The organism is Adlercreutzia muris (assembly GCF_041223505.1).
GTDB lineage: Bacteria > Actinomycetota > Coriobacteriia > Coriobacteriales > Eggerthellaceae > Adlercreutzia > Adlercreutzia muris.
Genome location: NZ_JBCLQK010000007.1, coordinates 62,004 through 86,745, shown reverse-complemented (window position 1 = coordinate 86,745; position 24,742 = coordinate 62,004). Strand labels below are relative to the sequence as shown.

Genomic DNA, 24,742 nt, shown 5'->3' with positions numbered 1-24,742 from the left:
GGGGCGCCTGCGGAGGCAGGGGGCCGTGTAGATTGGGGGACGCCCCCGACCCCGCGTCCCATCGGCGGGACAGGCTCGCTATACTGTTCCCATGGAAAAAGAGACCCAACAGGAGAAGATCGAGCGCATCAAGCGGGAGCTGGCGGCCGTGCCCGCCGAGCCGGGTGTGTACTTGTGGAAGGATGCAGCCGGCGAGGTCATCTACGTGGGCAAGGCCAAGCAACTGCGGGCCCGCATGCGCCAGTACGTGAACTTCCAGGACGACCGCGCGAAGATCCCCCTGCTCGTGGAGGCCATCCACAGCTTCGACTACATCGTAGTAGACAACGAGCACGAGGCGCTCGTGCTGGAGAAGAACCTCATCAACCAGTACAGCCCCTTCTTCAATGCCGACTTCAAGGACGGCAAGTCCTACCCCTTCATCGCGCTCACCAAGGGCGACGTGTTCCCGGCTATCAAATACACTCGGGAGAGGCACCGCTCCGACACCAAATACTTCGGTCCCTTCACCGATGCCCGGGCCGCCCGGGAGATGATCGACATCGCCCGGCGGGTGGTGCCCTTGTGCGCTGCCACCTGCGCCGATTGGCGCCAGCTGGCGCGGGCTCTGGAGAAAGACCCCCTCGCCTTCATGAAGCGGGACGTTCGCCCCTGCTTCGACGCCCATGTGGGTCTGGGGCCCGGGGCCTGCTGCGGGGCCATCACGCCGGAGGAGTACGCCGTCAACGTCCGGCGCATCGAGCGCTTCCTGGCGGGCGGCCACCGCGAGTTCGTCGATGAGCTCGCGGCCGAGATGCGCGCCGCCGCCGAGGAGCTCGACTTCGAGCGCGCGGGCCGCTTGAAGAGCCGCATCGGCACCATCAACTCGCTCACCGACAAGCAGCATGCGGTGTGCTGTCGCGACCTGAACGCCGACGTGATCGGCTTTTTCCGCGAGGAGACCGTGGCCGGGGTGCACGTGCTCGTCATCCGCGAGGGGCGCATCGTGAACTCCAACGAGTTCGTGCTGAACCGCGGCACCGACGTGCCCGACCAGGACCTGCTACGCAACTTCCTCATGCGCTACTACGACGCCACCACCACCATTCCCCGCGAGGTCATCGTGCGCACCCTGCCCGAGGACGCCGAGGCCATGGGGGAGTGGCTCACGGCAAAGCTGGACTCGGCTCACGGCGCGAAGGTGCGCTTCACCGCCCCGCAGAAGGGGGAGAAGGCCGATCTTCTAGCCATGGCCGAGACCAACGCCCGCCACGCCCTCATGCGCTACAAGGTGCGCACCAACTACGACGACAAGCGCATCAACAACGCCCTTCTGCAGCTGGAGAGCGCCCTGGCCCTGGACGCGCCGCCCATGCGCATCGAGTGCTTCGACATCTCCACCATCCACGGGTCCTACACCGTGGCCTCCATGGTGGTGTTCACCGGCGGCAAGCCGGACAAGAACCAGTACCGCCGCTTCAAGATAAAGACGCCGCTTTCCGAGGCCAATGACTTCCTCTCCATGCAGGAGGTGATGCGGCGGCGCTACGCCCCGGAGCGCTTGAACGACGAGCGCTTCGGCAGCAAGCCCGACCTCATCATTCTGGACGGCGGCAAGCCCCAGCTCACGGCGGCCTTGGCCATGTTCGAGGAGATGGGTATCGACGACATCGCCATCTGCGGCCTCGCGAAGCGCGACGAGGAGCTGTTCGTGCCCTGGCAGGACACGGGGCCTGTGGTACTGCCGAGCGGCTCGGCCTCGCTGTACCTCGTGAAGCAGGTGCGCGACGAGGCCCACCGCTTCGCCATCACCTTCCACCGCGAGCTGCGCGGCAAGGGCATGACGGCGAGCATTTTGGACGAGGTGGCCGGCCTGGGCCCCGTGCGCAAGAAGGCCCTGCTCGCGCACTTCAAGTCCTTCAGGAACCTGAAGGAGGCCACCCTGGACGAGATAAAGGCAGCCCGGGTGGTTCCCGAAGAGGTGGCCGAGGAGCTGGTGGCCGTGCTGGCGCAGTATAATGGGCAGAAAGAAGCCAAGGAGGCGCGGCTCGCCCGGGCCGCCCGTACCGACGAGAACGCGGGGGCGCGTGACGCCGACGCCGCGGAAGGGAGCGAAGATGGCCGAGGAGCCAACTGAGATCGACCGGATGCCCGACTTCGTCATCGTCACCGGCATGTCCGGGGCGGGGCGCACCGAGGCCATGCACGTCTTCGAGGACTTGGGCTACTTCTGCGTGGACAATCTGCCCTCCAGTCTGCTGGGCGAGCTCGTGCGCGTGAACGACGAGACCGATGCCGCAGGCGGCCGGCGCCGTCTGGCCGTGGTGTGCGACTCGCGCAACGGCGACTTCTTCGGCGACTTGGACGCCGAGCTGTCCGCCATGGCGGCTCGGGGCATCTCCTACAAGACGCTCTTTTTGGATGCGGCCGATGACAAGCTCATCGCCCGATACAAGTCGAGCCGGCGCCGGCACCCCCTGTGCACCGACGGCACCACCATCTGGCAGGGCATCCAACGGGAGCGCCACCTGCTCATGGGCCTGCGCGATAAGGCCGATTTCGTCATCGACACCACGGACATGCTGCCCCAGAAGCTGCGCAGCACCATCCGCGGCCTGTTCTCCACGGGCAGCGAGCGGAAGGGCCTGGCCGTCACCGTGTACTCCTTCGGCTTCAAACACGGAGCGCCCTACGACGCCGATCTGGTGATGGACGTGCGTTTCCTGCCGAACCCCTACTACGATCCGGAGCTGCGGCCTCTGACGGGGCTGGACGCCCCGGTGCGCGACTTCGTGCGCCTGCGCGAGGAGACCATCGAGTTCGAGCGCCGCTGGCACGACCTGCTGGACGTGGTGATGCCGGGCTATGTGGCCGAGGGCAAGCAGCAGCTGGCCATCGGCGTGGGCTGCACCGGCGGCCAGCACCGCAGCGTCGCTTTGGCCGAGGCCACGGGCGACTACCTGAAGTCCAAGGGCTACCGCGTGAGCGTGGCCCATCGCGATCTGCGTCTGGCCGAGCGCGGCGACGGCGCCGCGGCGGCCGCGGGGAAGGAAGCGTAGGTCGCGATGGGCATTCGCAAGACCGACGCCTTCCGCGTGGACCCGGCGGCCACGGCGGCCTTCTCGGCCCTGAAGAGCGCCCTGCCGAACCTGCGGGGGCTCGATGAGGACGACCGGGCCCTGCGCGCCGTGGTCATCGGCGGCGGCACCGGGGCCCCGGTGTCCATCCGCACCCTGCTGTCCTTGGGCGTGCAGACGAGCGCTGTGGTGGCCATGGCCGACGACGGCGGTTCCACCGGCGTGCTGCGGGAGGAGGCCGATGCCACGCCCCCCGGCGACATCCGCAAGTGCCTCGTGGCCTTCGCCCAGGATCCGTCCGACCCGCTCGTGCGGGCGCTGAAGTACCGCTTTGCCGTAGCCCGCGACCATGCTCTGGGAAATCTCCTGCTCACCGCCTTGGAAGATGCCTGCGGGTCGTTCCCCGAGGCCATCGCCATCTGCGAGCGGCTCGTGAACGCCCAGGGGCACGTGTACCCCTCCACGCTGGACCACGTGGTGCTGTCGGCCCGCACGTGCGACGGCCGCGTGCTCGATGGCCAGGCCGTGGCGTGTCATTCCAAGACGGCCCTGGAATCGGTGCGGCTCGCCGCCGAGGACGGCCGTCCGCCGGCCCCCTACGAGCCGGCCTGCCAGGCCATCCGCGAGGCCGACCTCATCGTGCTGGGGCCCGGCTCGCTCTTCACCTCCATCATTCCGAACCTGCTCATTCCCGGCATCGTGGACGCCATCCGCGCCAGCCGGGGGCGGGTGCTGTTCGTGTGCGCCCTGGCCGACGTGCAGGGAGAGACCTGGGGGCTCACGGCCCGAGAGCATTTCGAGGCCCTGGCCTCCCACGGCATGGAGGGGCTCATCGACTACATGCTCGTGCACTCGAAGGTGCCCCTGCGGGCCGAAAGCCCCGCCACGGGCAGCTTCGCGGCTCTGTCGGGGGCCGAGCTGGAGCACGCTTCCACATCGGACCTGAACGACAGCCAGCTCACCTGCGGCGTGCGGCCCATCTCCATCAACTACGGGGATATGCTGGCCATCCAGTCCCGCGGGCCCATCGTCATCAGCCGCAACCTCGTCGATGCCGAGCGTCCCACGTGGCATTCGCCCTTCGCCCTGCGCGATGCCTTCCAAAGCGTCATCAAGCTCTCGCGGGCCCGGCGGGGATAGGCCATGTCGTTCACGGCTCAGGTGAAAGACGAGCTGGCCCGGGTTGTTCCCGGGTGTGCCGCCTGCGAGAAGGCCACGCTGGCGGCCCTCGTGCGCATCGAGGGCACGCTGTTCGTGAGCGGTCCGGACCGCTATCGGGTGGAGATCGCCACCGACGCGCCGGCCGCCGCCCGGCTCGTCGTGCGCCTGCTGCACAGTATCTACCGCCTGAAGACGAACCTCACCATGCGCCGCAGCGTGCTGCACAAGACCCCGAACTACCTTATCGAGGTGCCGGCCCAGGCCCATCTGGCCGACTCCCTGCGGGACATGGGGGTGCTCTCGGCTGAGGGCGGCCTGGAAATGGGCATCAAAGAGTCCCTCGTGGCCCGGCCCTGCTGTGCCGCGGCCTACCTGCGGGGGGCCTTCCTCGGCAGCGGCTTCATCTCGAACCCCAAGAGCGACTTCCACTTCGAGATCACCGTGGAGTCGGAGTCCCTGGCTGCGGGGCTCGTGGAGCTCCTGGCCCGCAAGGACATCGGCGCCCGCATCATGCAGCGGCGCAACTCCTACATGGTCTACCTCAAGAGCGGCGCTTCCATCCTCGAGTTCCTCGCCTGGACCGGGGCCCATCAGGCGGCCCTGTCCATGGAGGAGGAGCGGGTGGTGAAGAGCGTGCGCAACGACGTGAACCGCATGATAAACGCCGAGATGGCCAATCAGGCCAAGGCCGCCGGGGCCGCTGTGGGCCAGATCCACACCATCCGCACCGTGGTGGAGCACTACGGCATGGAGGAGCTGCCTCCGGCCCTGCAGGACTTCATTCGCCTGCGCGTCACCTACCCGGAGGCCTCCCTGAAGGAGCTAGGGGAGCGGGCGAACCCGCCGCTCTCGAAGAGCGCCGTCTACCACCGCGTGCGCCGCATCGAGCAGATGGCCGCCGAGATCGAGGCGGGGAAGTAAGGGCGGTGGCCACGGCAATGACGGCGAGCATGGCCGCGCAGAGGGCACCCAAACCGATGACGAGGCCCTTTCTCTGTGAACGGTCAATCCGTCAATGACGATGAGGCCTTTTTGCTTTGTGCAGGTACGACGCTTTTAGGGGCCGTCTGACCGAGAATCGTTACGGAAGGGTGACGTTCGTAGTACACTGGCAGGGCCTCACGGCATATCAACGCCAGTTTTCCGGCATCTGTGGCATCTTGTGAAAGGAGATACCCGTGACAACCAAGGTAGGCATCAACGGATTCGGCCGCATCGGCCGCCTCGTGTTCCGCGCCATGGCCGACGATCCCGAGATCGAGGTGATCGCCGTCAACGACCTGGGCGAGAAGGCCACCGCTGCTCACCTGCTGAAGTACGACTCCATCCACGGCATCCGCAACTTCGACATCGAAGTGGTGGACGACGGTCTGGTGGTGGACGGCAAGCATGTGACCATGCTCTCCGACCGCGATCCGGCGAATCTGCCCTGGGGCGAGCTCGGGGTGGACGTGGTCGTCGAGGCCACGGGCATTTTTAAGACCGGCGAGCTGGCGCGCAAGCACCTCGATTCCGGCGCGAAGAAGGTCGTCATCACCTGCCCGGCCAAGGACGAGGACATCACCATCGTCATGGGCGTGAACGACGATCAGTACGATCCGGCGGTGCACAACATCATCTCCAACGCCTCCTGCACCACCAACTGCCTGGCTCCCTTCGCCAAGGTGCTGCTGGAGAACTTCGGCATCAAACGCGGCTACATGAACACCATCCATTCCTATACGAATGACCAGAAGATTCTCGATCTTCCCCACAAGGACCTGCGCCGCGCCCGCGCTGCCGCCGTGTCCATGATCCCCACCACCACCGGCGCCGCCCGCGCGGTGTCGCTCGTGCTCCCCGAGCTGCAGGGCCGTCTCGACGGCTTCGCCACCCGCGTTCCCACCCCCGACGGGTCCATGGTGGACCTCACGGTGGAGCTGGAGAAGTCGGTGACCGCCGAGGAGATCAACGCCGCCATGAAGGCCGCGGCCGAGGGCCCCTTGAAGGGCATCCTGGAGTACACTGAGGACCCCATCGTGTCCATCGACATCGTGGGCAACGCCCATTCCTCCATCTTCGACTCCCAGCTGACCATGGTGCTCGGCGGCGAGGGCAACTTCGTCAAGTGCATCAGCTGGTACGACAACGAGTGGGGCTATTCCAACCGCGTGAAGGATCTTGTCAAGATTCTGCTGCCCTAAGGTTCAACCCGGCATTGACTTCGAAAACCCAGCTCCCATCTCGAGCTGGGTTTTCCCGTATAGAAGGAAAGGATGAGACATGGCCGATATCAAGACCATCGACGACGAGAACTTCGCGGGCAAGCGGGTGCTCGTGCGCGTCGATTTCAACGCGCCGGTAGATGCCGAGGGCAACGTGACCGACGATACGCGCATCCGCGCGGCGCTGCCCACCATCAACAAGCTCATCGGCGACGGCGCCCGGGTGATCCTCGCGAGCCACCGCGGCCGTCCGGCGGGGGAGGGCTTCGAGGAGTCCTTCAGCCTCGGCCCCATCGCCCGCCGCTTGCAGGAGCTGCTCGGTCGCGACATCGTGCTCTCCCGCGCCCTTGTCGGCCCCGATGCCCAGGAAGTCGCAGACGCCCTGGAAGACGGCGATGTGCTGCTGCTGGAGAACATCCGCTTCGACGCGCGCGAGAAGAAGAACGACCCCGCGTTCGCCCGTGCCCTGGCCGATCTGGCCGATGTCTATGTGAACGACGCCTTCGGCACGGCGCACCGCGCCCACGCCTCCACGGCCGGCGTGGCGGCCTACCTGCCCTCTTACGCCGGCTACCTCATGGAGCGCGAGGTAGCCACGCTCACCGGCATGCTCGACGAGCCGCGCCGCCCCTTCGTCGCTATCCTCGGCGGCTCGAAGGTCTCCGACAAGATCAAGGTGATCGACGCCCTGCTCGACAAGGCCGACACCCTCATCATCGGCGGCGGCATGTGCTTCACCTTCCTGCTGGCCCAGGGCAAGGCCGTGGGCACCTCGCTTAAGGAAGAGGATTGGGTGGAGCGCGCGGCGGCCATGATCGAGAAGGCCCGCGAGCGCGGCGTGGCCCTGCTGCTGCCCACCGACGTGGTGGCGGCCGACAGCTTCGCCAACGATGCCCGCACCGCCATCGTGTCCGTGGACGACATTCCCGCCGATATGATGGGGCTGGACATCGGCCCCGAGACCGCGGCCGCCTACGCCCAGGCCATCGGCGAGGCGAAGTCCGTGTTCTGGAACGGCCCCATGGGCGTATTCGAGATGCCCTCCTTCGAGGCCGGCACGCGCACCGTGGCCGAGGCCGTGGCGGCCAACGAGGCGGCCGACACTATCATCGGCGGCGGCGACTCCGTGGCCGCGGTGAACAAGTTCGATCTGGCGGACGCCATGACCTTCATCTCCACGGGCGGCGGCGCCTCCATGGAGCTGGTCCAGGGCGAGGCCCTGCCCGGCGTCGAGGCCCTGCGCTAGCGGGAAGAAAGGAAGTCCCATGACCCGAAAGCATCTGATTGCCGGCAATTGGAAGATGAACGAGACCATCCCCGAGGCCGTGGTGCTGGCCCAGGAGATCTCCAACCTCATGGAGCGCGACTGGCTGGAGATGGTGGATGTGGCCGTGTGCCCGCCCTTCGTGGATCTGAAGCCGGTGAAGACCGTCTTCGAGTTCGATCGCGTCGATATCGCCCTGGGCGCCCAGAACGTGTACTGGGAGCCGGCCGGCGCCTTCACCGGCGAGATCTCCATCCCCATGATCAAGGAGATCGGCTGCGCCTACTGCATCGTGGGCCATTCCGAGCGCCGGAATATCTTCGGCGAGACCAACGAGGACGTGAATCGCAAGGCCCGCGCCCTCATCGAGGCCGGCGTCACTCCCATCATCTGCGTGGGCGAGTCTCTGGCCGTGCGCGACGAGGGTGCCTACCTCGACTTCGTCTGCGCCCAGGTGCGGGCCGCCTACGCCGGCATCGACGGCGACGATGCCCTGGCCACGGTGGTGGCCTATGAGCCGGTGTGGGCCATCGGTACGGGCCGCACGGCCACGCCGGAGCAGGCCGAGGAGGTGTGCGCTGCCATTCGCGCCACCCTGGCGGAGCTCTTCGGCGCCGAGGCGGCCGATACGGTGCGCGTGCTCTACGGCGGCTCCATGAACGAGGGCAACGCGGCGCTTCTGCTGGCCGAGGCCGACATCGACGGCGGCCTCATCGGGGGCGCCGCCCTCAAGGCCGGCTCCTTTACCGAGATCGTGAAGGCGGCTCTGTAGATGACCGCGACGTTTCGCGCTGCTAGCGCGGCGGAGAAGGCGGCCCTGCGACTGCCGGCCTGCCTCATTATCATGGACGGCTTCGGCCTGGAGGCGCCCGGCGCGGGCAATGCCATCTCCCTGGCCGACACGCCGAACCTCGATCGCCTGTTCGCCGAGGCCTCCACGACGCGCCTGGCCGCGTCCGGCGAGGCCGTGGGCCTGCCCGAGGGGCAGATGGGCAACTCCGAGGTAGGGCATTTGAACATCGGCGCCGGCCGTGTGGTGTTCCAGGAGCTCACTCGCATCAACCGTGCCTGCCGCTCCGGCGAGCTGGCTGCCAATCCCGTGCTGTCCGAGGCCTTCGCCGCGGCCCGGAAGCCGGGATGTGCCCTGCACCTCATGGGGCTTCTGTCGGACGGGGGCGTCCATTCCTCCAACGAGCACCTCTACGCCCTGGTGGATGCGGCCGTGGCCGCCGGCGTGGGCCATATCATGATCCACTGCTTCATGGACGGTCGCGACGTGCCCCCCGCAAGCGGTACCGGCTACATGGCCGAACTCGTCGATTACATCGAACGGGCCGCCGGTCGCGCAGATGGCGCGCCAGTCACCATCGAGGTGGCCTCGGTATGCGGCCGTTACTACGCCATGGACCGCGACAACCGCTGGGAGCGCGTGGGCCGCGCCTGGGAGGCGGTCGTGAACGCCGAACCCTGCCGCGATTTGGGGGCTGTGGCCGCCATGGAGTCTTCCTACGCCGACGGGGTCACCGACGAGTTCGTGGAGCCTGTGGCCCTGCGCCCGCGCGGCGTGCAGGATGGCGATGCGGTGGTGTTCTTCAACTTCCGCCCCGATCGCGCCCGCGAGCTGACCCGGGCCCTAGTGGATCCCGCCTTCGACGGCTTCGAGCGGCCGCGCTTCCCCAGAGTGCATTTCGTGTGCCTCACGGAGTACGACCCGGCCATTCCCGCACCGGTGGCCTTTGCCAAGGAATTCCCCGATCATGTGCTGGCCGACGTGCTGGCCGAGGCGGGGCTTGCCCAGTACCACATCGCCGAGACGGAGAAGTACGCCCACGTGACGTTCTTCTTCAACGGCGGCGTCGAGGCGCCGCGGCCGGGGGAGAGCCGCAAGCTCATTCCGAGCCCGAAGGTGGCCACCTACGACCTCCAGCCCGAGATGAGCGAGCCCGAGGTGGCCGCCGCCCTGGTGGCGGCCATCGAGGCCGACGAGGCCGACGTGTACATCGTGAACTTCGCCAACTGCGACATGGTGGGCCACACCGGCGTGGTGGATGCCGCCCGGGCCGCCGTGGAGGCCGTGGACGCCGGCGTGGGCGCGGTGCTCGGGGCCATTGCGGCCAAGGGCGGCGTGGCCCTCGTGACCGCCGACCACGGCAATGCCGACAAGATGATCGCCGATGACGGAGGCGCCTTCACGGCCCACACGACCGCTCCGGTGCCCCTCGCGCTGGTGGACGCATCGGGGGCGGCCTTGCGCCTGTCGGGGGCCGAGGGGCGCCTGGCCGACATCGCCCCCACGCTGCTGGCCATGATCGGCGTGCCACAGCCCGTGGAAATGACTGGCGAGAGCCTGCTGGCCTAGGGCCCCGGGGTCCGAGGAGAACCGTTCCCGCAACCTTCTTGCGCGAGGAGGGCGGGAACGGTATACTGAATAACTTGCGTACACCGACACACCTACGAAAGAAGCGTGACATAGTGAGTCCTTTGGCAATCGTCTTTTTGGTTCTGCTGGTGCTCTCGGGCATCGGCCTCATCATCTTCATCCTCATGCACTCGGGCAAGGGAACTGGCATCTCCGACATGATCGCCAGCTCCATGTACTCCACCCAGACGGGTACGAGCATCATCGAGAAGAACCTGGACCGCATCACCATCGGCTGCGCCATCGTGTTCCTCCTTTCCCTGGTCGTGCTCATGATCGTGTACCCCCACGGGACCATTTCCCAATAAGGGAAAATTACCCCTTGCATCGACGGCCGGTTCTGTTAGAATAATCGTCGCTGCAAATCGCATGTCGGAGTGGTGGAACGGCAGACACGCTAGCTTGAGGTGCTAGTGCCCATTTACCGGGTGTGCGGGTTCAAATCCCGCCTCCGACACCAGAACAGAGACAGGGAGCCTAAGGGCTCCCTTTTCGTATAGGAGGTTCCCATGACGGCCATGACGGCGAAGAAGGCCCACGGGCGGCAGGTGGAGCGGGTCCTCTGGGTCGTCCTCGTCTTGAATTTGATGGTTGCCGCGGCGAAGTACTTCTACGGCCTGGCCTCGGGATCGGCCTCCATGCAGGCCGACGGCATCCACTCGGTCTTCGATTCCCTCGGCAATGTCATCGGCCTTATCGGCATCTCCCTGGCGGCGCGGCCGGCCGATGACGGGCACCCCTACGGCCATTCGAAGTTCGAGACCTACGGGTCGCTCGCCATCGGGGTTCTGCTGCTCCTGGCCGCCTTCGAGGTGGGCTCCGGGGCCGTGGAGAAGCTCGTGAGCCAGCACTACACCGCCCAGGTCACACCCGTCTCCTTCGTGGTCATGGTGGGCACGTTGATAGTGAACCTCGGCGTGACCTTCTGCGAGCGCCGCGCCGCCCGGCGCCTCAAGAGCGAGATCCTGGCCGCTGATGCCGCCCATACTTTGTCGGATGCCTTCGTGTCCATCGGCGTCATTGTCGGTCTCGGCCTGGTGGCCGTGGGCTTTCCCATGGCCGATCCTATCATGGCCCTGCTCGTGACCGGGGCCATTCTGGTCTCGGCCGCCGGGGTATTCCGCACGGGATTGCGCACCCTGTCCGACCACGCCCGCATCCCGGCCGCCGACATCGTGGCCGTGGCCGAGGCGGTTCCCGGCATTGTGGAGGTGCACTGCGTGCGCACCCGCGGTACCGAGGGGGAGGTGTACGGCGACATGCACGCCCTCGTGGACCCGGCCATGACGGTGCTGGCCGCCCATTGCCTCGGGGACGAGATCGAGCGACGGCTTCAGGAGGCCTTCCCTGAGCTGAAGGAGATGCTCGTGCACATCGAGCCCGCCGGGGCCGATGAGAGCGCGGCGGAGGAGCATCGCGGGGCAGGGGAGAAGCCCGAGGCCTCCTAGGGCCCGGGCTCCTCCCCGAGTCGTCTTCGGGCTCCTCCGAGATCCCGGTCGTCCGCGCCTTCCGGTCGCAGCCTTCCGTGGAAGAGAAAGGGACGCCCGCGGGCGTCCCTGGTCGTTCGGGGGGGTGCCGGACGCTGGCTTAGGCCGCGGCGCCGAAGCGGATGCCGACGAAGAAGGCGGTGTTGGGCAGCCCCGAGATGTCGTACATCTCAGACAGCTCGATGGCCGACACGCGCCAGTTGTAGGTGCCGCTGTCGGTGGCCACGGTGCCGGCCTGGAAGGTGTTGCCGGAATCGTCCACGCCGTTGTCGGTGATCTCGGCGCTCTCGAGGCCCTCGGCCTGCATGGCGCCCTGAACGGCCTTCTCGATAGTGCCGGAGTCGAAATCGGCGTAGCGCAGACGGATGCTCTCGCCGGCCTTGCGCGACACATCCAAGGTCCAGGCGCCCTTGAGCAGCCGCACGGCATCGGCGGCCGACAGTTTGTCGATGCCGGTCATGTACATGAGCCCCGCTTCCTCCACGGTGAGGTCGGCCGGCAGCTTGATGACCTCGAAGCCGCCCTCTGGATTGGTGCCCACGGGGGTGCGCTCGTAGAGGGTGTAGCCGGCCTCGGTGAGAGACGCCATCATGGCCTCGTCGTCCAACGGCATGAGCGCGGCCAGGGAGGGCAGGTCGTAGGAAACCTCGCGGGCAAGGTTCTCTTGGAGGGCCTCTTGCTGGCGCAAAGGCTCGTTCATCACTTGGTCGAAGTACTTCGATAGGAACAGGCCGCCGGCCACGGCCGCCACGGCCATGGCCGCGAGCATGACCGCCTTCACGCGCACCGGCATCTCCAGGGGACGCGAGAGCTCGGCGCCATCGTGGTAGCGCACGTCGCCGATGCGCACGGTGCTCTTCTCGCGGTGGAACAGCGAGTTCTTGATGCTCTCCCATACGTCTTCCGCATTCAAGCGCGAATGGCTCGCGTCGGCGCGGGCGTGGGAGCGGCGGCCGGTCCCTGGCGAGCTGGGGCGAGGGGCCTCTTCGGGCCCATCGGCGGGGGGCAGCGCGTGGTTCGCGGATTCACGGGTCATGAATGGTACTCCTATGGTGCTTCTGAGCAGTCACGGTATCGTTGCCGATTATACCATTGCCCCGCCCTGTGCCCTTTGATAGGATAGGGAAACCCCATGGGGGAGTAGCTGGCGCGGTGCGCGGCTCGTTCAACATCGTGGTCACAGTTTTCCGCGCAGGCGGCAACGGTGGCCTGGCGAGCCTTAAATAGCGAGACTCATGGTGCAGACTGACCCGTTAGGGAGCCGGCTGCACCATGAGTCTTTTTTGTTGCCGCCTTGCGCACCCCGCCGAGACGAGAGCGGGCCTTGCGGCCCCGATGAGACGAGGAGAATGTCTGTGGACCTGTCGATTTTCGCCACCCCGGAGGCTTGGATCAGCCTGCTGACCCTGATCTTTCTGGAGATCGTGCTGGGGGTGGACAACCTGGTGTTCATCTCCATCACCACGAACCGCCTGCCCGAGGATAAGCGCCACATCGGCCGCAAGCTCGGTTTGGCTGGCGCCCTGGTAATGCGCGTCCTGTTCCTCTGTTTCGCCTCGTACCTCGTGCACATGACCACGCCGCTGTTCACCGTGGATTGGGGCTTCTTCAGCCACGGCTTCTCCGTGCGCGATATCGTGATGCTCATCGGCGGCGCCTACCTCATCTACAAGGGCATCCGCGAGCTCATCGATGTGCTCGCCCTTACCGAGATCAAAGCCGAGACCTCCGAGGAGCACAAGGCGCGCCACCTTATCTCGCTGCCCCAGGCCGTGGGCACCATCATGGTCATGGATCTCGTCTTCTCCATCGACTCGGTCATCACCGCTGTGGGCCTGGCCGAGCACCTCATCATCATGATCCTGGCCGTGATGATCGCCGTCATCATTATGATGGTGTTCATCGATCCCATCTCTAACTTCATCAACGCCCATCCCGAGATGAAGATCCTCGCCCTGGTGTTCATCTGCGCCATCGGCGTGCTGCTCGTCCTCGATTCCGCCGGTATCCACACCTCCATCGAGGTGCTCGACATGCACATGGAGAAGCTCATGGTGTACTTCGCTATGATCTTCGCCGTCGCGCTGGAGCTCATCCAGATGCGGTTCAATTCCAACCTGAATCGCTGGAAGAAGGAGCTCGCCGACGCCGCCATCGATACGGCTGTGGCCCGGGCCGAGGCCGGAGAGGCCCCGGCCGAGGTGGGCGAGCGGGCGAAGCGCTGCGTGGATGCCGCCATCGAGACGGGGGAGCGCGTGGAATAGGTGCCCCTTGGGCCCGCTTGAAAGTTTTTTCAAAAAAGGGCTTGCATCCTCCGGTGCGATACCGTATAGTATCTCCTCGCGATGCGGACATGGCTCAGCTGGTAGAGCATCACCTTGCCAAGGTGAGGGTCGCGGGTTCGAATCCCGTTGTCCGCTCCATTGTCATCAGAAGGCCGGTCAGGCACTTGTTTGACCGGCCTTTTCAATGACAGCCGCCAAGGAAATGGCGACGTGGCCAAGTGGTAAGGCAGAGGCCTGCAAAGCCTTCACCCCCGGTTCGAATCCGGGCGTCGCCTCCAACCTTGCACTCAATGCGGACATGGCTCAGCTGGTAGAGCATCACCTTGCCAAGGTGAGGGTCGCGGGTTCGAATCCCGTTGTCCGCTCCAGAACTTCCAAGCTCCCTGCGGGGAGCTTTTCTTTTGCGTCTCTCGGATGCGCGGGACGACGGCCCTGGGGGCTTTGGGACGCGGCGGCGCTCGGCTCCCTTGCTCACGTGCACAAAAAAGAGAGGGGCTCTGTGGTACTATGGCGGTAGACGAACCGATTGGCCGAGAGAGGCGGTGCCCTATGGAGACGAGCAAGGTGAAGTGCCGCGAGTGCAAGACGCGGGCGACCCAGTACGAGGGGATGCTGCCTACGGCGGGCATTGCCAAGGTGCTCGTCGCCGGCATCGCCATCTATGTGGCGGGCCTGTGGGTGCTCGTGGCCCTCGCGGGGCTCACGACTGGCAACGAGGCCGAGGCCGGCTTCATGGATATGCTGCTGCTCCTGGCTGTGGCCGTCACGGCGGCAACGGCGGGCGTCGTATGGTGGATGGTGCGCCCCAAGTGGGGGAAGGTGGTCGTCTGCGGCAAGTGCGGCGCCCGTTACGCGGTCACACTGCCGCCCAAGTACGCTAACGGCTGGAACTACGACAAGATCGCTCCCTCCGTTCCCGAGCTGGCGGCGGGGGAGGAAGTTGGGGAAGTTGTGGAGACGGATGCCCGCTGAGAATTCGTCGAAATTTCCCTTTGACGGCACGGTGGTTTCTGATAAACTACTAACTCGCTGCAACGGAGACGGGCAGCGCACCCTGAATGCGCGATTAGCTCAGGGGGAGAGCACTACCTTGACACGGTAGGGGTCACAAGTTCAAATCTTGTATCGCGCACCATTGAATGCAGAAGTCGGTGGCACTGTGCCACCGGCTTTTTTTGCTCAAGCGGGCCGACGGCGCCTTTCGCTGCCCAATTTGTAACGCAGCTGTTACGGAGGGAAAATCCCCCTCCGTTTGCCCGAAGGGTCGGGTATTATGGATGGCAATGCTGATTACCCCTATCAAGGAGCTGCATCACCATGAGCAAGGAAGCAGTGGTATCCGCCGGGGCCGAGGCGCCCCAATCCCAGGATGGCGTGACCAACCCGAACGGCATCGGCCTGTTCCGCATGGTCACCACCGTTATCACCCTCATCGTCGGCGCCGGCGTGTTCTCGCTGTCCGGCGATGCGGCGGCCGGGGGCGCGAGCGGCTGGGCCATTCTCACGGCCTGGGGCATTTCCGCCGTCGGCGTGCTCTGCCTCGTCCTGACGTTCTTCGCGCTGTCCCGCGTGAAGCCCGATCTGAAGGGCGGCATCTACACCTACGCTGCCACGGGATTCGGCGACTTCCTCGGCTTCAGCAGCGCCTGGGGCTATTGGATCTCGGCCCTGCTGTGCACGGTGAGCTTCTCGGCCCTGCTGTTCGGGGCCCTGTCCTACTTCTTCCCCATCTTCGGCAACGGCACGAACATCTACGCCGTCATCGGCGCCTCGTGCATCATCTGGTTCTACGCCTTCCTCGTGAGCCGCGGCATCAGCGAGGTGACCCTCATCAACGCGATCATCACCATCTCGAAGTTCGTGCCGCTTCTGGTGGGCATCGTCGCCATCATCTTCATCGGCGCCTTCAAGCCCGATATCTTCATCGCGAACCTCACGACCGGCGCCGACCCGTCGCTGGCCTTCGTCGATCAGGTGCAGACGGCCATGATGGTCACCATCTGGGTGTTCATCGGCATCGAGGGGGCCGTGGCCATCTCCGGCCGCGCCAAGAAGGCCAAGGACGTGGGCAAGGCCACCATCATCGCCTTCTGCTGCGTGCTCGCCCTGTATCTGACCGTCTCCATTCTCTCCATGGGCGTCATGCCCCTCTCGGAGCTCGCCACGCTGGAGAACCCGGCCCTGGCCTACGTGATGCAGGCGGCCGTGGGAGATTGGGGCGCCATCCTCATCAACTTCGCCGTGTCCCTGTCGCTCATCGGCGCCATGCTCGGCTACACCGTGCTGGCCAGCGAGTCGCCCTTCGAGGCGGCCGAGGAGGGCGTGTTCATTAAGGCCTTCACCAAGACCAACGAGAAGGGCGCCCCGGTGGTGACCCTCGTGGTGACGAACATCATCATCGAGCTCTTCCTCATCACTTGGCTGTTCACCGATTCCACCTACCAGTTCTTCTACACGCTGTCGGCCGGCATGATCCTGCTGCCGTACCTGCTGTCGGCGGCCTACTTCGCGAAAGTGGCCTTCAAGGAGCCCGAGGCCTTCCGCGGCCGCCTGAGCGGCCCGCTGTTCCTGTGGCGCATCCTGGGGTGCGTGGGCGTTGTCTACAGCCTGTTCCTCTCCTGGGCCGCCGGTGTGCTCGGCGTCATTCTCATGTGCCTGCTCTACGTCCCGGGCGTCATCATGTACATCTGGGGAAAGCGGGAGCGCGGCGAGAAGTACTTCCAGAGCACGCTCGACAAGGTGGTGCTCGCCATCATGGTGCTGGCCGCCTGCCTGTCCATCTACCTGCTCGCGACCACGCCGGGTCTCGTGTAGGCCTTCGGCGCATCTTCCAGCGTGCAACGAAACGCGGCCCCGATGTCTCGTCGGGGCCGCGTTTGCGTTCGGTAGCGGTTGCGCAAGGGGATTGCGGGGGCCGGGCGGGGCCGACGACCCTAGTCGTCCAGGCGCAGGGGCTCGGCGCTCTCTTCTCCGTAAAGGGCGAGGCACTCCTCGCTCACGACGAAGCGGGCGGCCTCGGGGAGCATCCGGGCGGTGAAGGGGGTCGTGGTGCCGGTTACCTCACCGTCGAACTGCACGGCCAGGGGAGGGTCGGCGACTACGGTCACCTCGCGGCCGCGGTGCACCTCCAAGCTTCCCGGTCGGGCGGGGAACTCGCCGCCGCGGTCGAGCATGCAGCTGAGCAGGGCGGGGATGAGCCCCACGGCGTCGTGGGTGTTCATGACCACGATGTCGAACATGCCATCCCGGGGCTTGTTCTCGTGGATGAGGGAGATGTCGAACTGGATCTTCGAGAAGTTCACGACGAGCACGCCCACGCCCTGGGTCTCGATGGTCTCTCCGTCGATGGCCAGCGTGATCCGGGAGAACTGCGGGGCCGGGTTGGCAACGGCCGAGGTGAAGTAGGCCATGGGTCCCAACAGCTTCTTGGAGGCCTCGGCTCCCTGCATGATGGTGGCGTCGTAGCCGGCCCCGGCGATCATGGTGAAGCCGAAGTGCTGGCCGTCGGCCAGTTCGATCTCGCCGATGTCGAAGTCCATGAGCAGGCTTTGGCGCATGAGCTTCGCCAGGGCATGGGGCTCGGCCGGAGAGGCGAGGTTCAGCGCCAACAGGTTCGCGGTGCCGGCGGGGAAGGGCAAAAGAGGAATGCCCGTCTCGGCCAAGAGGTAGGCTGCGGTGGCCACGGTGCCGTCGCCGCCGGCCGCCACCACGGCATCGAAGTCCTCGGCATCGTGGAGGAACCCGGCCAGATCGGTGCAGCCGCTCGTGCAGCGCACGCAGATCTCGTCGCCGTCCTCGCTGAAGGCGCGCATGAAGTCGTAGATGGCGCCGTCGCGGAAGCCCGAGGACAGATTGTTAACGATGAGCAGTTTCACACAATTCCTTTCCCTTTGCTATCATGGGATGGTACTACAACGCAGACCCCAAGGAACAAGGACCGACGTGGAATACATTGCGAACCAAGAAAACCTCGAGGCCTTCGTCCGCCGCGCCCGCTCTTCGGCGGTGCTGGCCGTCGATACGGAATTCTTGCGCGAGAAGACTTACTACGCGAACCTGTGCCTGCTGCAGCTGGCCACCGATACCGAGGTGGCCGTGGTGGACCCCTTCGCCATCGAGGACCTCTCGGTGCTCGTGCCCCTTATGGAGGATCCCACCATCGTGAAGCTCTTCCATGCCGCCGGCCAGGATCTGGAGATCATCTACCGCGAGCTCGGCGTGCTGCCGAGCCCCGTGTTCGACACCCAGGTGGCCGCGGCGCTGCTCGGCCACACCCAGCAGATCGGCTACGGGCCCCTCGTGCACAGTCTGTGCGGGGTGAGCCTGAAGAAGAGCGACTCGTTCACCGATTGGTCGCGGCGGCCCCTGTCCGACTCCCAGCTGGACTACGCGGCCGACGATGTGATCTACCTGCCGAAGATGTACCGCGTCATGCGGGAGCGCCTCGAGGCGAAGGGGCGCCTCGGTTGGCTCGACAACGATTTCGCCGCCCTGTCCGACCCGGCCAATTACGTCTGCGACGTTGCCTCCCGCTTCAAGCGGCTCAAGCGGGTGGGGCAGTTGAGCCGCCGCCAGCTGTCGGCCGCCCGGGAAGTGGCTTCCTGGCGCGAGCTGACGGCCCAGGCCCGCGATCTGCCCCGCAAGTGGGTGCTTACCGACGAGCAGGTGGTGGAGTCCTGCCGCCGCGAGGCCCGCACCATTGACGAGCTGTTCATGGTGCGCGGCATGCGCGAGAAGCTGTGCACCCGCGATGCCCGGGCCGTGGTGGCCGCTCTCGTGCGCGGCCTGGACGCGCCGCCCGAGCAGTGGCCCGAGCTGGACAAGTCCCTGAAGAGCGAGCCCAACGTGGATGCCGAGCTGGACCTCATGGAGGCCCTCGTGCGCCTGCGGGCCCGTGAGAACGACATCGCCATGCAGACCCTGGCGAGCCACGGAGAGCTCGCCCGCGTGGCTCGGGGGTACCGAACCGACGTCGATGTGCTCAAGGGCTGGCGCCGGGCCATCATCGGGGAGGAGCTGCTCGACCTGCTCGCCGGCAAGCTCGCCCTTTCCCTGGGTCCTGATGGCCTCGTCGTGACCCGCGCAGGGGAGTAGGGGCTCTTTGCGCCATCGGTTACGAAGGTTTCACACATTTCGGCGCGAGGGGCCTCGCCGGCTGATTCCTTCCCTATAATAGCCTCCAAATAATTCGGACGCATGTTCCCAAGGAGTGAGAGACTATGCCTATAATGCCCATGAACAGCAGCTACCTCATGCTCGTAGTGGTCACCCTCATCATCGGTTTAGGGGCCCAGTGGTACGTGAACCACAAGCTGAAGGCCTACAACCACGTGGCCAATTCCACGGGGCTCACCGGCTCCGAGGCCGCCCGCCAGATGCTCGCCTATTACGGCATCACCAATGTGCAGGTGTTCCGCGGCGGTCCGGGCCAGGACTACTTCGACCCGCGCAGCAATTCGGTGACCCTGTCGCCGGAGGCCTACGACGGCCGCACCATCACGGCGACGGCCACGGCCTGCCACGAGGTGGGCCATGCCTGCCAGTTCGCCCAGGACTACACCCCCATGAAGATTCGCGGCGCCATCGTTCCGGCGGTGAATCTGGCCTCCAATGCCTGGATCTTCCTGCTCATGGCCGGCATCTTCCTGCACATCTCGGGGCTGACCACGGCTGCCATCATCATGTACGCCGTGGTGGTGCTCTTCCAGCTGGTTACCCTGCCCGTGGAGTTCAACGCCTCCCAGCGGGCCATGGTGTACATGGGCCAGATCGGCCTGCCGGCCGCCGAGCGCAAGGGCGCCTTCGACGTGCTGCGCGCCTGCGCCTTCACCTACCTGGCCGCCGCCCTCACCTCGGTGCTCCAGCTGCTCTGGTTGCTGAACCAGCGCGAGGACTAGCGGGCCTGGGGGATCGCCGTGGTTGAGCGGGATACGACGGACGTCCCGGGTGCCGAGGGGCCGAGCGGGGAGGCCCCTGCCGCCTTGTCGGTATCGGCGGCCATGGGGCTTGCCAAGGGCGCCCTGGAGTCGGTCGTCGTGCGCCTGGTGGGCGAGGTCTCCGAGCTCAGCGACAAGCCCGGCTACAAGGCCGTCTACTTCACGGTGAAGGACGAGAAGGCCGCCCTGCCCTGCATGATGTGGATGAACCGCTACCAGGCCGCCGGCGTGCCCGTGGCCGTGGGCTCGCTCGTGGAGATGACGGGGCGCTTCTCGCTGTACGCGGCCAAGGGGCGCATGAGCTTCGACGTGTTCACCATCGCCCTGGCCGGGGAGGGGCAGCTGCGCCTCCAGGTGGCGAATCTGGCCCGGGAGCTGGAGGCCATGGGGCTCATGGCCCCCGAGCGCAAGCGGCCGCTGCCCGCCTATCCGCAGACCGTGGGCATCGTCACCTCGCCCCGGGGCAGCGTCATCCACGATATGCTGCGCACCCTGCGCCGCCGGTACCCGTTGGCGAAGGTGCTCGTGGCCGGCGTGCCCGTGGAGGGACCTGGCGCCGCCGATGCCATGGTGGACGGCTTGGCGAAGGTGGTGTTCGGCGGTGCGGAGTTGGTGCTTCTGGGTCGCGGCGGCGGCTCCTTCGAGGACCTCATGCCCTTCAACGACCGGCGGCTCGCTCGCACCATCGCCGCCTGTCCCGTGCCCGTGGTCACGGGCATCGGCCACGAGCCTGATACCACCATCGCCGACTTGGTGGCCGACGTGCGGGCGAGCACGCCCACGGCGGCAGCCGAGGCCGTGGCTCCCACCCGCCAGGAGACCGACGGCCGGCTCGCGGGCCTCGGTCAGCGCCTCGGCCGCAGCATGGAGCTTCGCCTGACCGGGGCGGCCCGTTCGGTGGAGCGCATCGCCGCCCTTTCGCTGTTCCGCGAGCCGGAGCGCCTGTTCGACGGCGAGGCCCTGGCCCTGGACGATCTGGCCGGCCGCCTCTCCCGGGCGCTGCCTGCGATGCTGCGGGAGGATCGCCATCGCGTGGGGCTTCTGGCCGAGGGGCTCGCTCGCATGCTGCCCAGCGCCCTGGCCGCCCCCGAGGCCGCCGTGGCCGCCTCCCGCGATCGCCTCGCCGTGCGGGGTGCCACTCTGACCGACCGCTTCGCCGGGCAGCTTGCGGCGGACCGCCAGCGCCTCTTAGGAGCGGCCGAGCATATGGCCGATCCCTTCCGCAGCGCCCTGTCGGTGAGCGCCGCCCGCCTGCACGACCTGTCGCCGCTTACGGTGCTGGCCCGCGGTTACGCCATCGCCCGGGATGGGGAAGGGGCCGTGGTGCGCTCGACGGCCCAGGTGGAGCCCGGGGCACCCCTCACGGTGACCGTGGCCGACGGCGCCATCGACTGCGTGGTGGAGAAAACCCGCTGATGCCCGATACCGACTCGCCGCCCCGGCCCGCGCCCGGAGGCCGCGATGAGGCGAGAGAGCCTTCGCTCAGAAAGGAAGAACGATGACCGATACCGAGAAGATCGCCGAGGAGGGCGCCCCCCGCGCCGTCGGGGAGCTGACGTTTCGCGAGGCCCTGGCGGAGCTGGAGTCCATTGTGGCCGTGCTAGAGAGCAACACTCTGGAGCTGGAGGACAGCCTGACCGCCTACGAGCGCGGCGTGGCGCTTTTGGGGTCGCTCCAGAAGCGCCTGGCCGGCGCCGAGCAGCAGGTGGAGGTGCTCATGGGCGAGCTTGTGGCCGCCCCCACTGACGAGGAGCGCGACACCACTCTGTCCTAGGGCAATCGGCCAGCGGCAGCCCGCTCGCCGATGAGGGCCCGCCCGCACTCGGGGCGCCCTGCCCGTACTCCTAGAATAGGTCAATACCCATTGATTAGGAGGTAAGTCTTGAACGTCCTCGTTATCAACGCTGGTTCCTCGTCGTTGAAGTACCAGCTCGTCAATGTCGAGACCCATGAGGTGCTCGCCAAGGGCATCTGCGAGCGGGTCGGCTCCGCCGAGGCTTTCCACAAGCACGGCATCGATGAAAACGAGCTCGTCATCGACGAGCCCATGGAAGACCACAACGCCGCCATGGCCGTCGTACTCGAGGCGCTCACCTCCGGTCCGAACAAGGCTATCGACTCCCTCGACGACATCGACGCCATCGGGCATCGCGTGGTGCAGGGCGGTAAGTACTTCGATCGCTCCGTTGTCATCGACGACGACGTCGTCGCCAAGATCGACGAGCTGGCTGAGCTGGCGCCCCTGCACAACAAGGCGGCGCTCATGGGCATCGAGGCCTGCCGTGCCCAAATGCCCGGCAAGCCCATGGTGGCCGTGTTCGACACCTCGTTCTTCCAGTCCATCCCGCCGAAGGCCTACATGTACCCCCTGCCCTACGAGTTGTACGAGAAGTACGCCATCCGCAAGTACGGGGCCCATGGCACCTCCCACCGCTACATCTCCGAGCGGGCCGCCGTCTTCATGGACGAGCCCATCGAGGACTTGAAGCTCATCACCTGCCACCTCGGCAACGGCTGCTCTATCTCCGCCATCGACCACGGCGTGGCCGTGGATACCTCCATGGGCCTGACGCCCCTGGACGGCCTTATGATGGGCACCCGCTGCGGCGCCATCGACCCGGCCATCGTGCCCTTCATCATGGAGAAGGAGAGCCTCACCACCCAAGAGGTGAACGATCTCATGAACAAGAAGAGCGGGCTGTTGGGCATCTCGGGCATCTCCAACGACCTGCGCAGCGTGAAGGAGGCCTCCGAGGCCGGCGACGAGCGGGCCCAGCTGGCCTATGAGATGTATTCGAACTCCGCGAAGAAATACATCGGCCAGTACATCGCCGTCATGGGCGGCGTGGATGCCATCGTACTCACTGCCGGCGTGGGCGAGAACTGCGAGAAGATGCGCCGCATGATCTTCGCGGGCCTGCAGCCTCTCGGCATCAAGATCGACCCGGAGAAGAACAAACTGCGCGGCCATGAGCGCGAGATCTCCACCGACGACTCGGCCGTGCGCATCGTGGTCATCCCCACCAACGAGGAGTACATGATCGCCCGCGATACCTATCAGCTCGTGAAGGAAGGCTCTCTCGAGATCACCGAGATGTAGCCTCGCGCCGCTTTGAGGCTGACCCCGCGCGCCCCCGTCAGGCCCAGGCTTGGCGGGGGCGCTCTCATGTGTCCGGACCCAGGGCGCCTGAGGACTTTTCGGGCGGCGGCCGCAGGACCGGTGGGCCACGCCCCGCCGCTCCGAGGAGCTGTTCGGAGCCGGTGACGACGGGTGTTCTGACGGGGATCTGGGGGCCTCCTGCCGTGATGCCGTGGATGCCATGGCAGCTGCGCGGAACTTGGGAGAGCGGGAGAAGGAGGTGCTCGTCCTGCTGCTCCAGCGCAAGTCGGCCAGCGCCGTGGCCGCCGAGCTCGTCATTGCCAACGGCACAGCGAAGTCCCATATCCGCCACGTCTACAAGAAGCTCGACGTCCACAGCCGCGCCGAGCTGTTCGCCCTGTTCGGCATCGACGCGGACGAGGGCCGCTAGAGGTGAGGCGCCCCTTTTTCGCGATGCGGCCGTGCGCATCGGCGATTCGGGGCTCCTTGTACCAAGAAAGGGTGCACAATAAAAGACAGAGCGCCCCGTTTTCACGATGCGACCGTGCGCATCGGCGATTCGGGACGCGGAGCCGCTTCAAAAGGCTGCGTGGGGGAAGAAACCTGCTCCTTTTTCGCGATGCGGCCGTGCGCATCGGCGATTCGGGGCTTCTTGTACCCAGAGAGAACGCACAATGAAAGACAGAGCGCCCCCTTTCCACGCTTCGACCGTGCGCAACGCAGAAAAGGGGCGTAAGAGAACCGGGTGCCTTCCGATGTTGGAGCGGCGGCGGGGTGCGGGGGGGGGATCCCGGCGGCTAGCGGCCCTGGGCCTGGACGGCGGTGATGGCCACCACGCCCACGATGTCCTCGGCCGTACATCCGCGCGAGAGGTCGTTCACTGGCGCGGCGATTCCCTGGAGGATGGGACCGTAGGCCTCGGCCTTGGCCAGGCGCTGCACGAGCTTGTAGCCGATGTTGCCGGCATCGATGTCGGGGAACACGAGCACGTTGGCGCGGCCGGCCACGGGCGAGGCGGGGGCCTTCGCCGCACCGATCTCGGGGACGATGGCGGCATCCAGCTGCAGCTCGCCGTCCACGGCCAGCTCCGGCGCCAGTTCCTTCACCAGCGCCGTGGCCCGCACCACCTTGTCGGCATCATCGTTTCTGGCCGACCCGTAGGAGGAGTGGGAGAGCATGGCCACCACCGGCTCGGCACCGTCGATGAGCGAACGCCAGGCAGCCTCGGCGTTGATGGCGATCTGGGCGAGGCGCTCGGCATCGGGCTGCACTTCCAGGCCGCAGTCGGAGAACAGGAAGGTGCCGGCGTGCCCCAAATCGCAGTCGGGCACGTTCATGACGAAGAAGGAGCTCACCATCTGTGCGCCGGGGGCGGTCTTCAGGATCTGGAGAGCCGGGCGCAGCACGTCGCCGGTGGAGTGGCAGGCCCCGGACACCAGGCCGTCGGCCTCGCCCATCTTCACCATCATCATGCCGAAGTACAGCTCGTTGTCCATGAGCTCGAGGGCGGCCTCCACGGTCATACCCTTCTTGGCCCGCAGCTCGGCGAGCTTCTCGGCGTAGGGGGCCCGCAGCTCGGAGGTGCGGAAGTCCACGATGCGGGCGCCATTCAGGTTGCAGCCGGCGGCGGCGATCTCGGCCGGGTTGCCGAGGATGATCACGTCGGCGATATCGTCGGCGAGGATGGCCTCGGCGGCCTTCAGGGTGCGGATATCGTTGCCCTCGGGCAGCACGATGGTCTTCTTGTCGGATTTGGCCTGGGCGATCATGGTATCGAGGAATGCGCTCACGGCGGGTCCTTTCTCCCCGGGGAATGTGACGGCTCCCATC

At 66.3% G+C, this 24,742-nt stretch carries 22 protein-coding genes and 5 tRNA genes; 24 read left to right on the top strand and 3 right to left on the bottom strand.

All coding sequences use genetic code 11. The annotated features are described in order from the left end of the window. The first annotated feature begins 91 nt into the window (after positions 1-91). The 11 genes from uvrC to AAK988_RS07985 all read left to right on the top strand — a co-directional run bounded on the left by uvrC (position 92) and on the right by AAK988_RS07985 (position 11,552). A complete protein-coding gene (gene uvrC, locus AAK988_RS08035) occupies positions 92-2,116 on the top strand; it encodes an excinuclease ABC subunit UvrC (RefSeq protein WP_369880601.1) in 2,025 nt (674 codons plus the stop codon). Next, positions 2,097-3,038 (top strand): RNase adapter RapZ, encoded by a 942-nt coding sequence (rapZ, locus tag AAK988_RS08030; protein ID WP_151429936.1) that lies wholly within the window; start codon positions 2,097-2,099, stop codon positions 3,036-3,038. Before uvrC ends, rapZ begins: the two co-directional genes overlap by 20 nt. 6 nt (positions 3,039-3,044) lie before the next feature. Further along, positions 3,045-4,196 carry a gluconeogenesis factor YvcK family protein gene (locus tag AAK988_RS08025; RefSeq protein WP_151429935.1) on the top strand — a complete coding sequence of 384 codons (1,152 nt, stop codon included), beginning with the start codon at positions 3,045-3,047 and terminating at the stop codon, positions 4,194-4,196. 3 nt (positions 4,197-4,199) lie between these two features. Next, positions 4,200-5,138, top strand: coding sequence for a DNA-binding protein WhiA (gene whiA, locus AAK988_RS08020; protein WP_160324441.1), 939 nt, complete (start codon positions 4,200-4,202; stop codon positions 5,136-5,138). Positions 5,139-5,395: 257 nt separating this feature from the next. Next, positions 5,396-6,400, top strand: coding sequence for a type I glyceraldehyde-3-phosphate dehydrogenase (gene gap, locus AAK988_RS08015; RefSeq protein ID WP_135971460.1), 1,005 nt, complete (start codon positions 5,396-5,398; stop codon positions 6,398-6,400). Between the two features lie 79 nt (positions 6,401-6,479). After that, positions 6,480-7,667 carry a phosphoglycerate kinase gene (locus tag AAK988_RS08010; protein ID WP_369880600.1) on the top strand — a complete coding sequence of 396 codons (1,188 nt, stop codon included), beginning with the start codon at positions 6,480-6,482 and terminating at the stop codon, positions 7,665-7,667. 19 nt (positions 7,668-7,686) lie between these two features. Then, a complete protein-coding gene (gene tpiA, locus AAK988_RS08005) occupies positions 7,687-8,457 on the top strand; it encodes a triose-phosphate isomerase (protein WP_369872459.1) in 771 nt (256 codons plus the stop codon). Further along, positions 8,458-10,044, top strand: a complete 1,587-nt coding sequence (gpmI, locus tag AAK988_RS08000) for a 2,3-bisphosphoglycerate-independent phosphoglycerate mutase (protein WP_369872458.1) — start codon at positions 8,458-8,460, stop codon at positions 10,042-10,044. 113 nt (positions 10,045-10,157) lie between these two features. Next, on the top strand, positions 10,158-10,412 hold the full coding sequence (gene secG, locus AAK988_RS07995) for a preprotein translocase subunit SecG (protein WP_135971699.1): 255 nt from the start codon (positions 10,158-10,160) through the stop codon (positions 10,410-10,412). A 63-nt stretch (positions 10,413-10,475) separates the two neighbouring features. Further along, a tRNA-Leu gene (locus AAK988_RS07990) sits at positions 10,476-10,564 on the top strand. Positions 10,565-10,613: 49 nt separating this feature from the next. After that, positions 10,614-11,552, top strand: coding sequence for a cation diffusion facilitator family transporter (locus tag AAK988_RS07985; RefSeq protein ID WP_369872457.1), 939 nt, complete (start codon positions 10,614-10,616; stop codon positions 11,550-11,552). Positions 11,553-11,691: 139 nt separating this feature from the next. Here the strand turns inward: AAK988_RS07985 and AAK988_RS07980 are convergent, their stop codons facing one another. Next, positions 11,692-12,627, bottom strand: a complete 936-nt coding sequence (locus AAK988_RS07980) for a teichoic acid transporter (RefSeq protein ID WP_135971508.1) — start codon at positions 12,625-12,627, stop codon at positions 11,692-11,694. A gap of 319 nt (positions 12,628-12,946) precedes the next feature. Here AAK988_RS07980 and AAK988_RS07975 point away from each other — a divergent pair, with 319 nt between their 5' ends. From AAK988_RS07975 to AAK988_RS07945, 7 genes are all read left to right on the top strand, one after another. Beyond that, positions 12,947-13,855, top strand: coding sequence for a TerC family protein (locus tag AAK988_RS07975; protein WP_135971507.1), 909 nt, complete (start codon positions 12,947-12,949; stop codon positions 13,853-13,855). An 83-nt stretch (positions 13,856-13,938) separates the two neighbouring features. After that, a tRNA-Gly gene (locus AAK988_RS07970) sits at positions 13,939-14,014 on the top strand. A 66-nt stretch (positions 14,015-14,080) separates the two neighbouring features. Then, a tRNA-Cys gene (locus AAK988_RS07965) sits at positions 14,081-14,154 on the top strand. A 14-nt stretch (positions 14,155-14,168) separates the two neighbouring features. Continuing rightward, positions 14,169-14,244, top strand: a tRNA-Gly gene (locus tag AAK988_RS07960). A 181-nt stretch (positions 14,245-14,425) separates the two neighbouring features. Beyond that, complete coding sequence (locus tag AAK988_RS07955) at positions 14,426-14,848, top strand: hypothetical protein (protein ID WP_369872456.1); 423 nt, start codon at positions 14,426-14,428, stop codon at positions 14,846-14,848. Positions 14,849-14,936: 88 nt separating this feature from the next. Further along, positions 14,937-15,011 (top strand) — tRNA-Val (locus AAK988_RS07950). Positions 15,012-15,193: 182 nt separating this feature from the next. Continuing rightward, on the top strand, positions 15,194-16,690 hold the full coding sequence (locus AAK988_RS07945; protein ID WP_369872455.1) for a basic amino acid/polyamine antiporter: 1,497 nt from the start codon (positions 15,194-15,196) through the stop codon (positions 16,688-16,690). A gap of 119 nt (positions 16,691-16,809) precedes the next feature. On the opposite strand, the gene AAK988_RS07940 is transcribed toward AAK988_RS07945, so the two are convergent. After that, positions 16,810-17,751 (bottom strand): diacylglycerol/lipid kinase family protein, encoded by a 942-nt coding sequence (locus AAK988_RS07940; RefSeq protein WP_151429927.1) that lies wholly within the window; start codon positions 17,749-17,751, stop codon positions 16,810-16,812. A 67-nt stretch (positions 17,752-17,818) separates the two neighbouring features. On the opposite strand from AAK988_RS07940, the gene rnd reads away from it, so the two are divergent. The 6 genes from rnd (at position 17,819) to AAK988_RS07910 (ending at position 23,342) form a co-directional block, all read left to right on the top strand. Continuing rightward, positions 17,819-18,970: a ribonuclease D gene (rnd, locus tag AAK988_RS07935; RefSeq protein WP_369872454.1), complete on the top strand. Its 1,152-nt coding sequence runs from the start codon at positions 17,819-17,821 to the stop codon at positions 18,968-18,970. Positions 18,971-19,095: 125 nt separating this feature from the next. After that, positions 19,096-19,773 carry a zinc metallopeptidase gene (locus AAK988_RS07930; protein WP_321194226.1) on the top strand — a complete coding sequence of 226 codons (678 nt, stop codon included), beginning with the start codon at positions 19,096-19,098 and terminating at the stop codon, positions 19,771-19,773. Positions 19,774-19,791: 18 nt separating this feature from the next. After that, the gene (gene xseA, locus AAK988_RS07925; RefSeq protein ID WP_369880599.1) at positions 19,792-21,228 is read left to right on the top strand and encodes an exodeoxyribonuclease VII large subunit; all 1,437 of its coding nucleotides are present in this window, start codon (positions 19,792-19,794) and stop codon (positions 21,226-21,228) included. An 82-nt stretch (positions 21,229-21,310) separates the two neighbouring features. Then, the gene (gene xseB / locus AAK988_RS07920; RefSeq protein WP_135971480.1) at positions 21,311-21,586 is read left to right on the top strand and encodes an exodeoxyribonuclease VII small subunit; all 276 of its coding nucleotides are present in this window, start codon (positions 21,311-21,313) and stop codon (positions 21,584-21,586) included. A 108-nt stretch (positions 21,587-21,694) separates the two neighbouring features. Continuing rightward, positions 21,695-22,912 (top strand): acetate/propionate family kinase, encoded by a 1,218-nt coding sequence (locus AAK988_RS07915; protein WP_369880598.1) that lies wholly within the window; start codon positions 21,695-21,697, stop codon positions 22,910-22,912. A gap of 220 nt (positions 22,913-23,132) precedes the next feature. After that, on the top strand, positions 23,133-23,342 hold the full coding sequence (locus AAK988_RS07910; protein ID WP_135971482.1) for a response regulator transcription factor: 210 nt from the start codon (positions 23,133-23,135) through the stop codon (positions 23,340-23,342). Between the two features lie 367 nt (positions 23,343-23,709). On the opposite strand, the gene pta is transcribed toward AAK988_RS07910, so the two are convergent. After that, positions 23,710-24,702, bottom strand: coding sequence for a phosphate acetyltransferase (gene pta, locus AAK988_RS07905; protein ID WP_369872450.1), 993 nt, complete (start codon positions 24,700-24,702; stop codon positions 23,710-23,712). Between the last annotated feature and the right edge of the window lie 40 nt (positions 24,703-24,742).

What these genes read in the sequence shown, in the direction of transcription:
- AAK988_RS08025 (WP_151429935.1), top strand. Translation starts at nt 3,045, where the DNA reads ATGGGCATTCGCAAGACCGACGCCTTCCGCGTGGACCCGGCGGCCACG.
- AAK988_RS07910 (WP_135971482.1), top strand. Translation starts at nt 23,133, where the DNA reads ATGGCAGCTGCGCGGAACTTGGGAGAGCGGGAGAAGGAGGTGCTCGTC.
- AAK988_RS07945 (WP_369872455.1), top strand. Translation starts at nt 15,194, where the DNA reads ATGAGCAAGGAAGCAGTGGTATCCGCCGGGGCCGAGGCGCCCCAATCC.
- uvrC (WP_369880601.1), top strand. Translation starts at nt 92, where the DNA reads ATGGAAAAAGAGACCCAACAGGAGAAGATCGAGCGCATCAAGCGGGAG.
- tpiA (WP_369872459.1), top strand. Translation starts at nt 7,687, where the DNA reads ATGACCCGAAAGCATCTGATTGCCGGCAATTGGAAGATGAACGAGACC.
- xseB (WP_135971480.1), top strand. Translation starts at nt 21,311, where the DNA reads ATGACCGATACCGAGAAGATCGCCGAGGAGGGCGCCCCCCGCGCCGTC.
- AAK988_RS07930 (WP_321194226.1), top strand. Translation starts at nt 19,096, where the DNA reads ATGCCTATAATGCCCATGAACAGCAGCTACCTCATGCTCGTAGTGGTC.
- whiA (WP_160324441.1), top strand. Translation starts at nt 4,200, where the DNA reads ATGTCGTTCACGGCTCAGGTGAAAGACGAGCTGGCCCGGGTTGTTCCC.
- rapZ (WP_151429936.1), top strand. Translation starts at nt 2,097, where the DNA reads ATGGCCGAGGAGCCAACTGAGATCGACCGGATGCCCGACTTCGTCATC.
- AAK988_RS07985 (WP_369872457.1), top strand. Translation starts at nt 10,614, where the DNA reads ATGACGGCCATGACGGCGAAGAAGGCCCACGGGCGGCAGGTGGAGCGG.
- AAK988_RS07980 (WP_135971508.1), bottom strand. Translation starts at nt 12,627, where the DNA reads ATGACCCGTGAATCCGCGAACCACGCGCTGCCCCCCGCCGATGGGCCC.
- gpmI (WP_369872458.1), top strand. Translation starts at nt 8,458, where the DNA reads ATGACCGCGACGTTTCGCGCTGCTAGCGCGGCGGAGAAGGCGGCCCTG.
- AAK988_RS08010 (WP_369880600.1), top strand. Translation starts at nt 6,480, where the DNA reads ATGGCCGATATCAAGACCATCGACGACGAGAACTTCGCGGGCAAGCGG.
- AAK988_RS07955 (WP_369872456.1), top strand. Translation starts at nt 14,426, where the DNA reads ATGGAGACGAGCAAGGTGAAGTGCCGCGAGTGCAAGACGCGGGCGACC.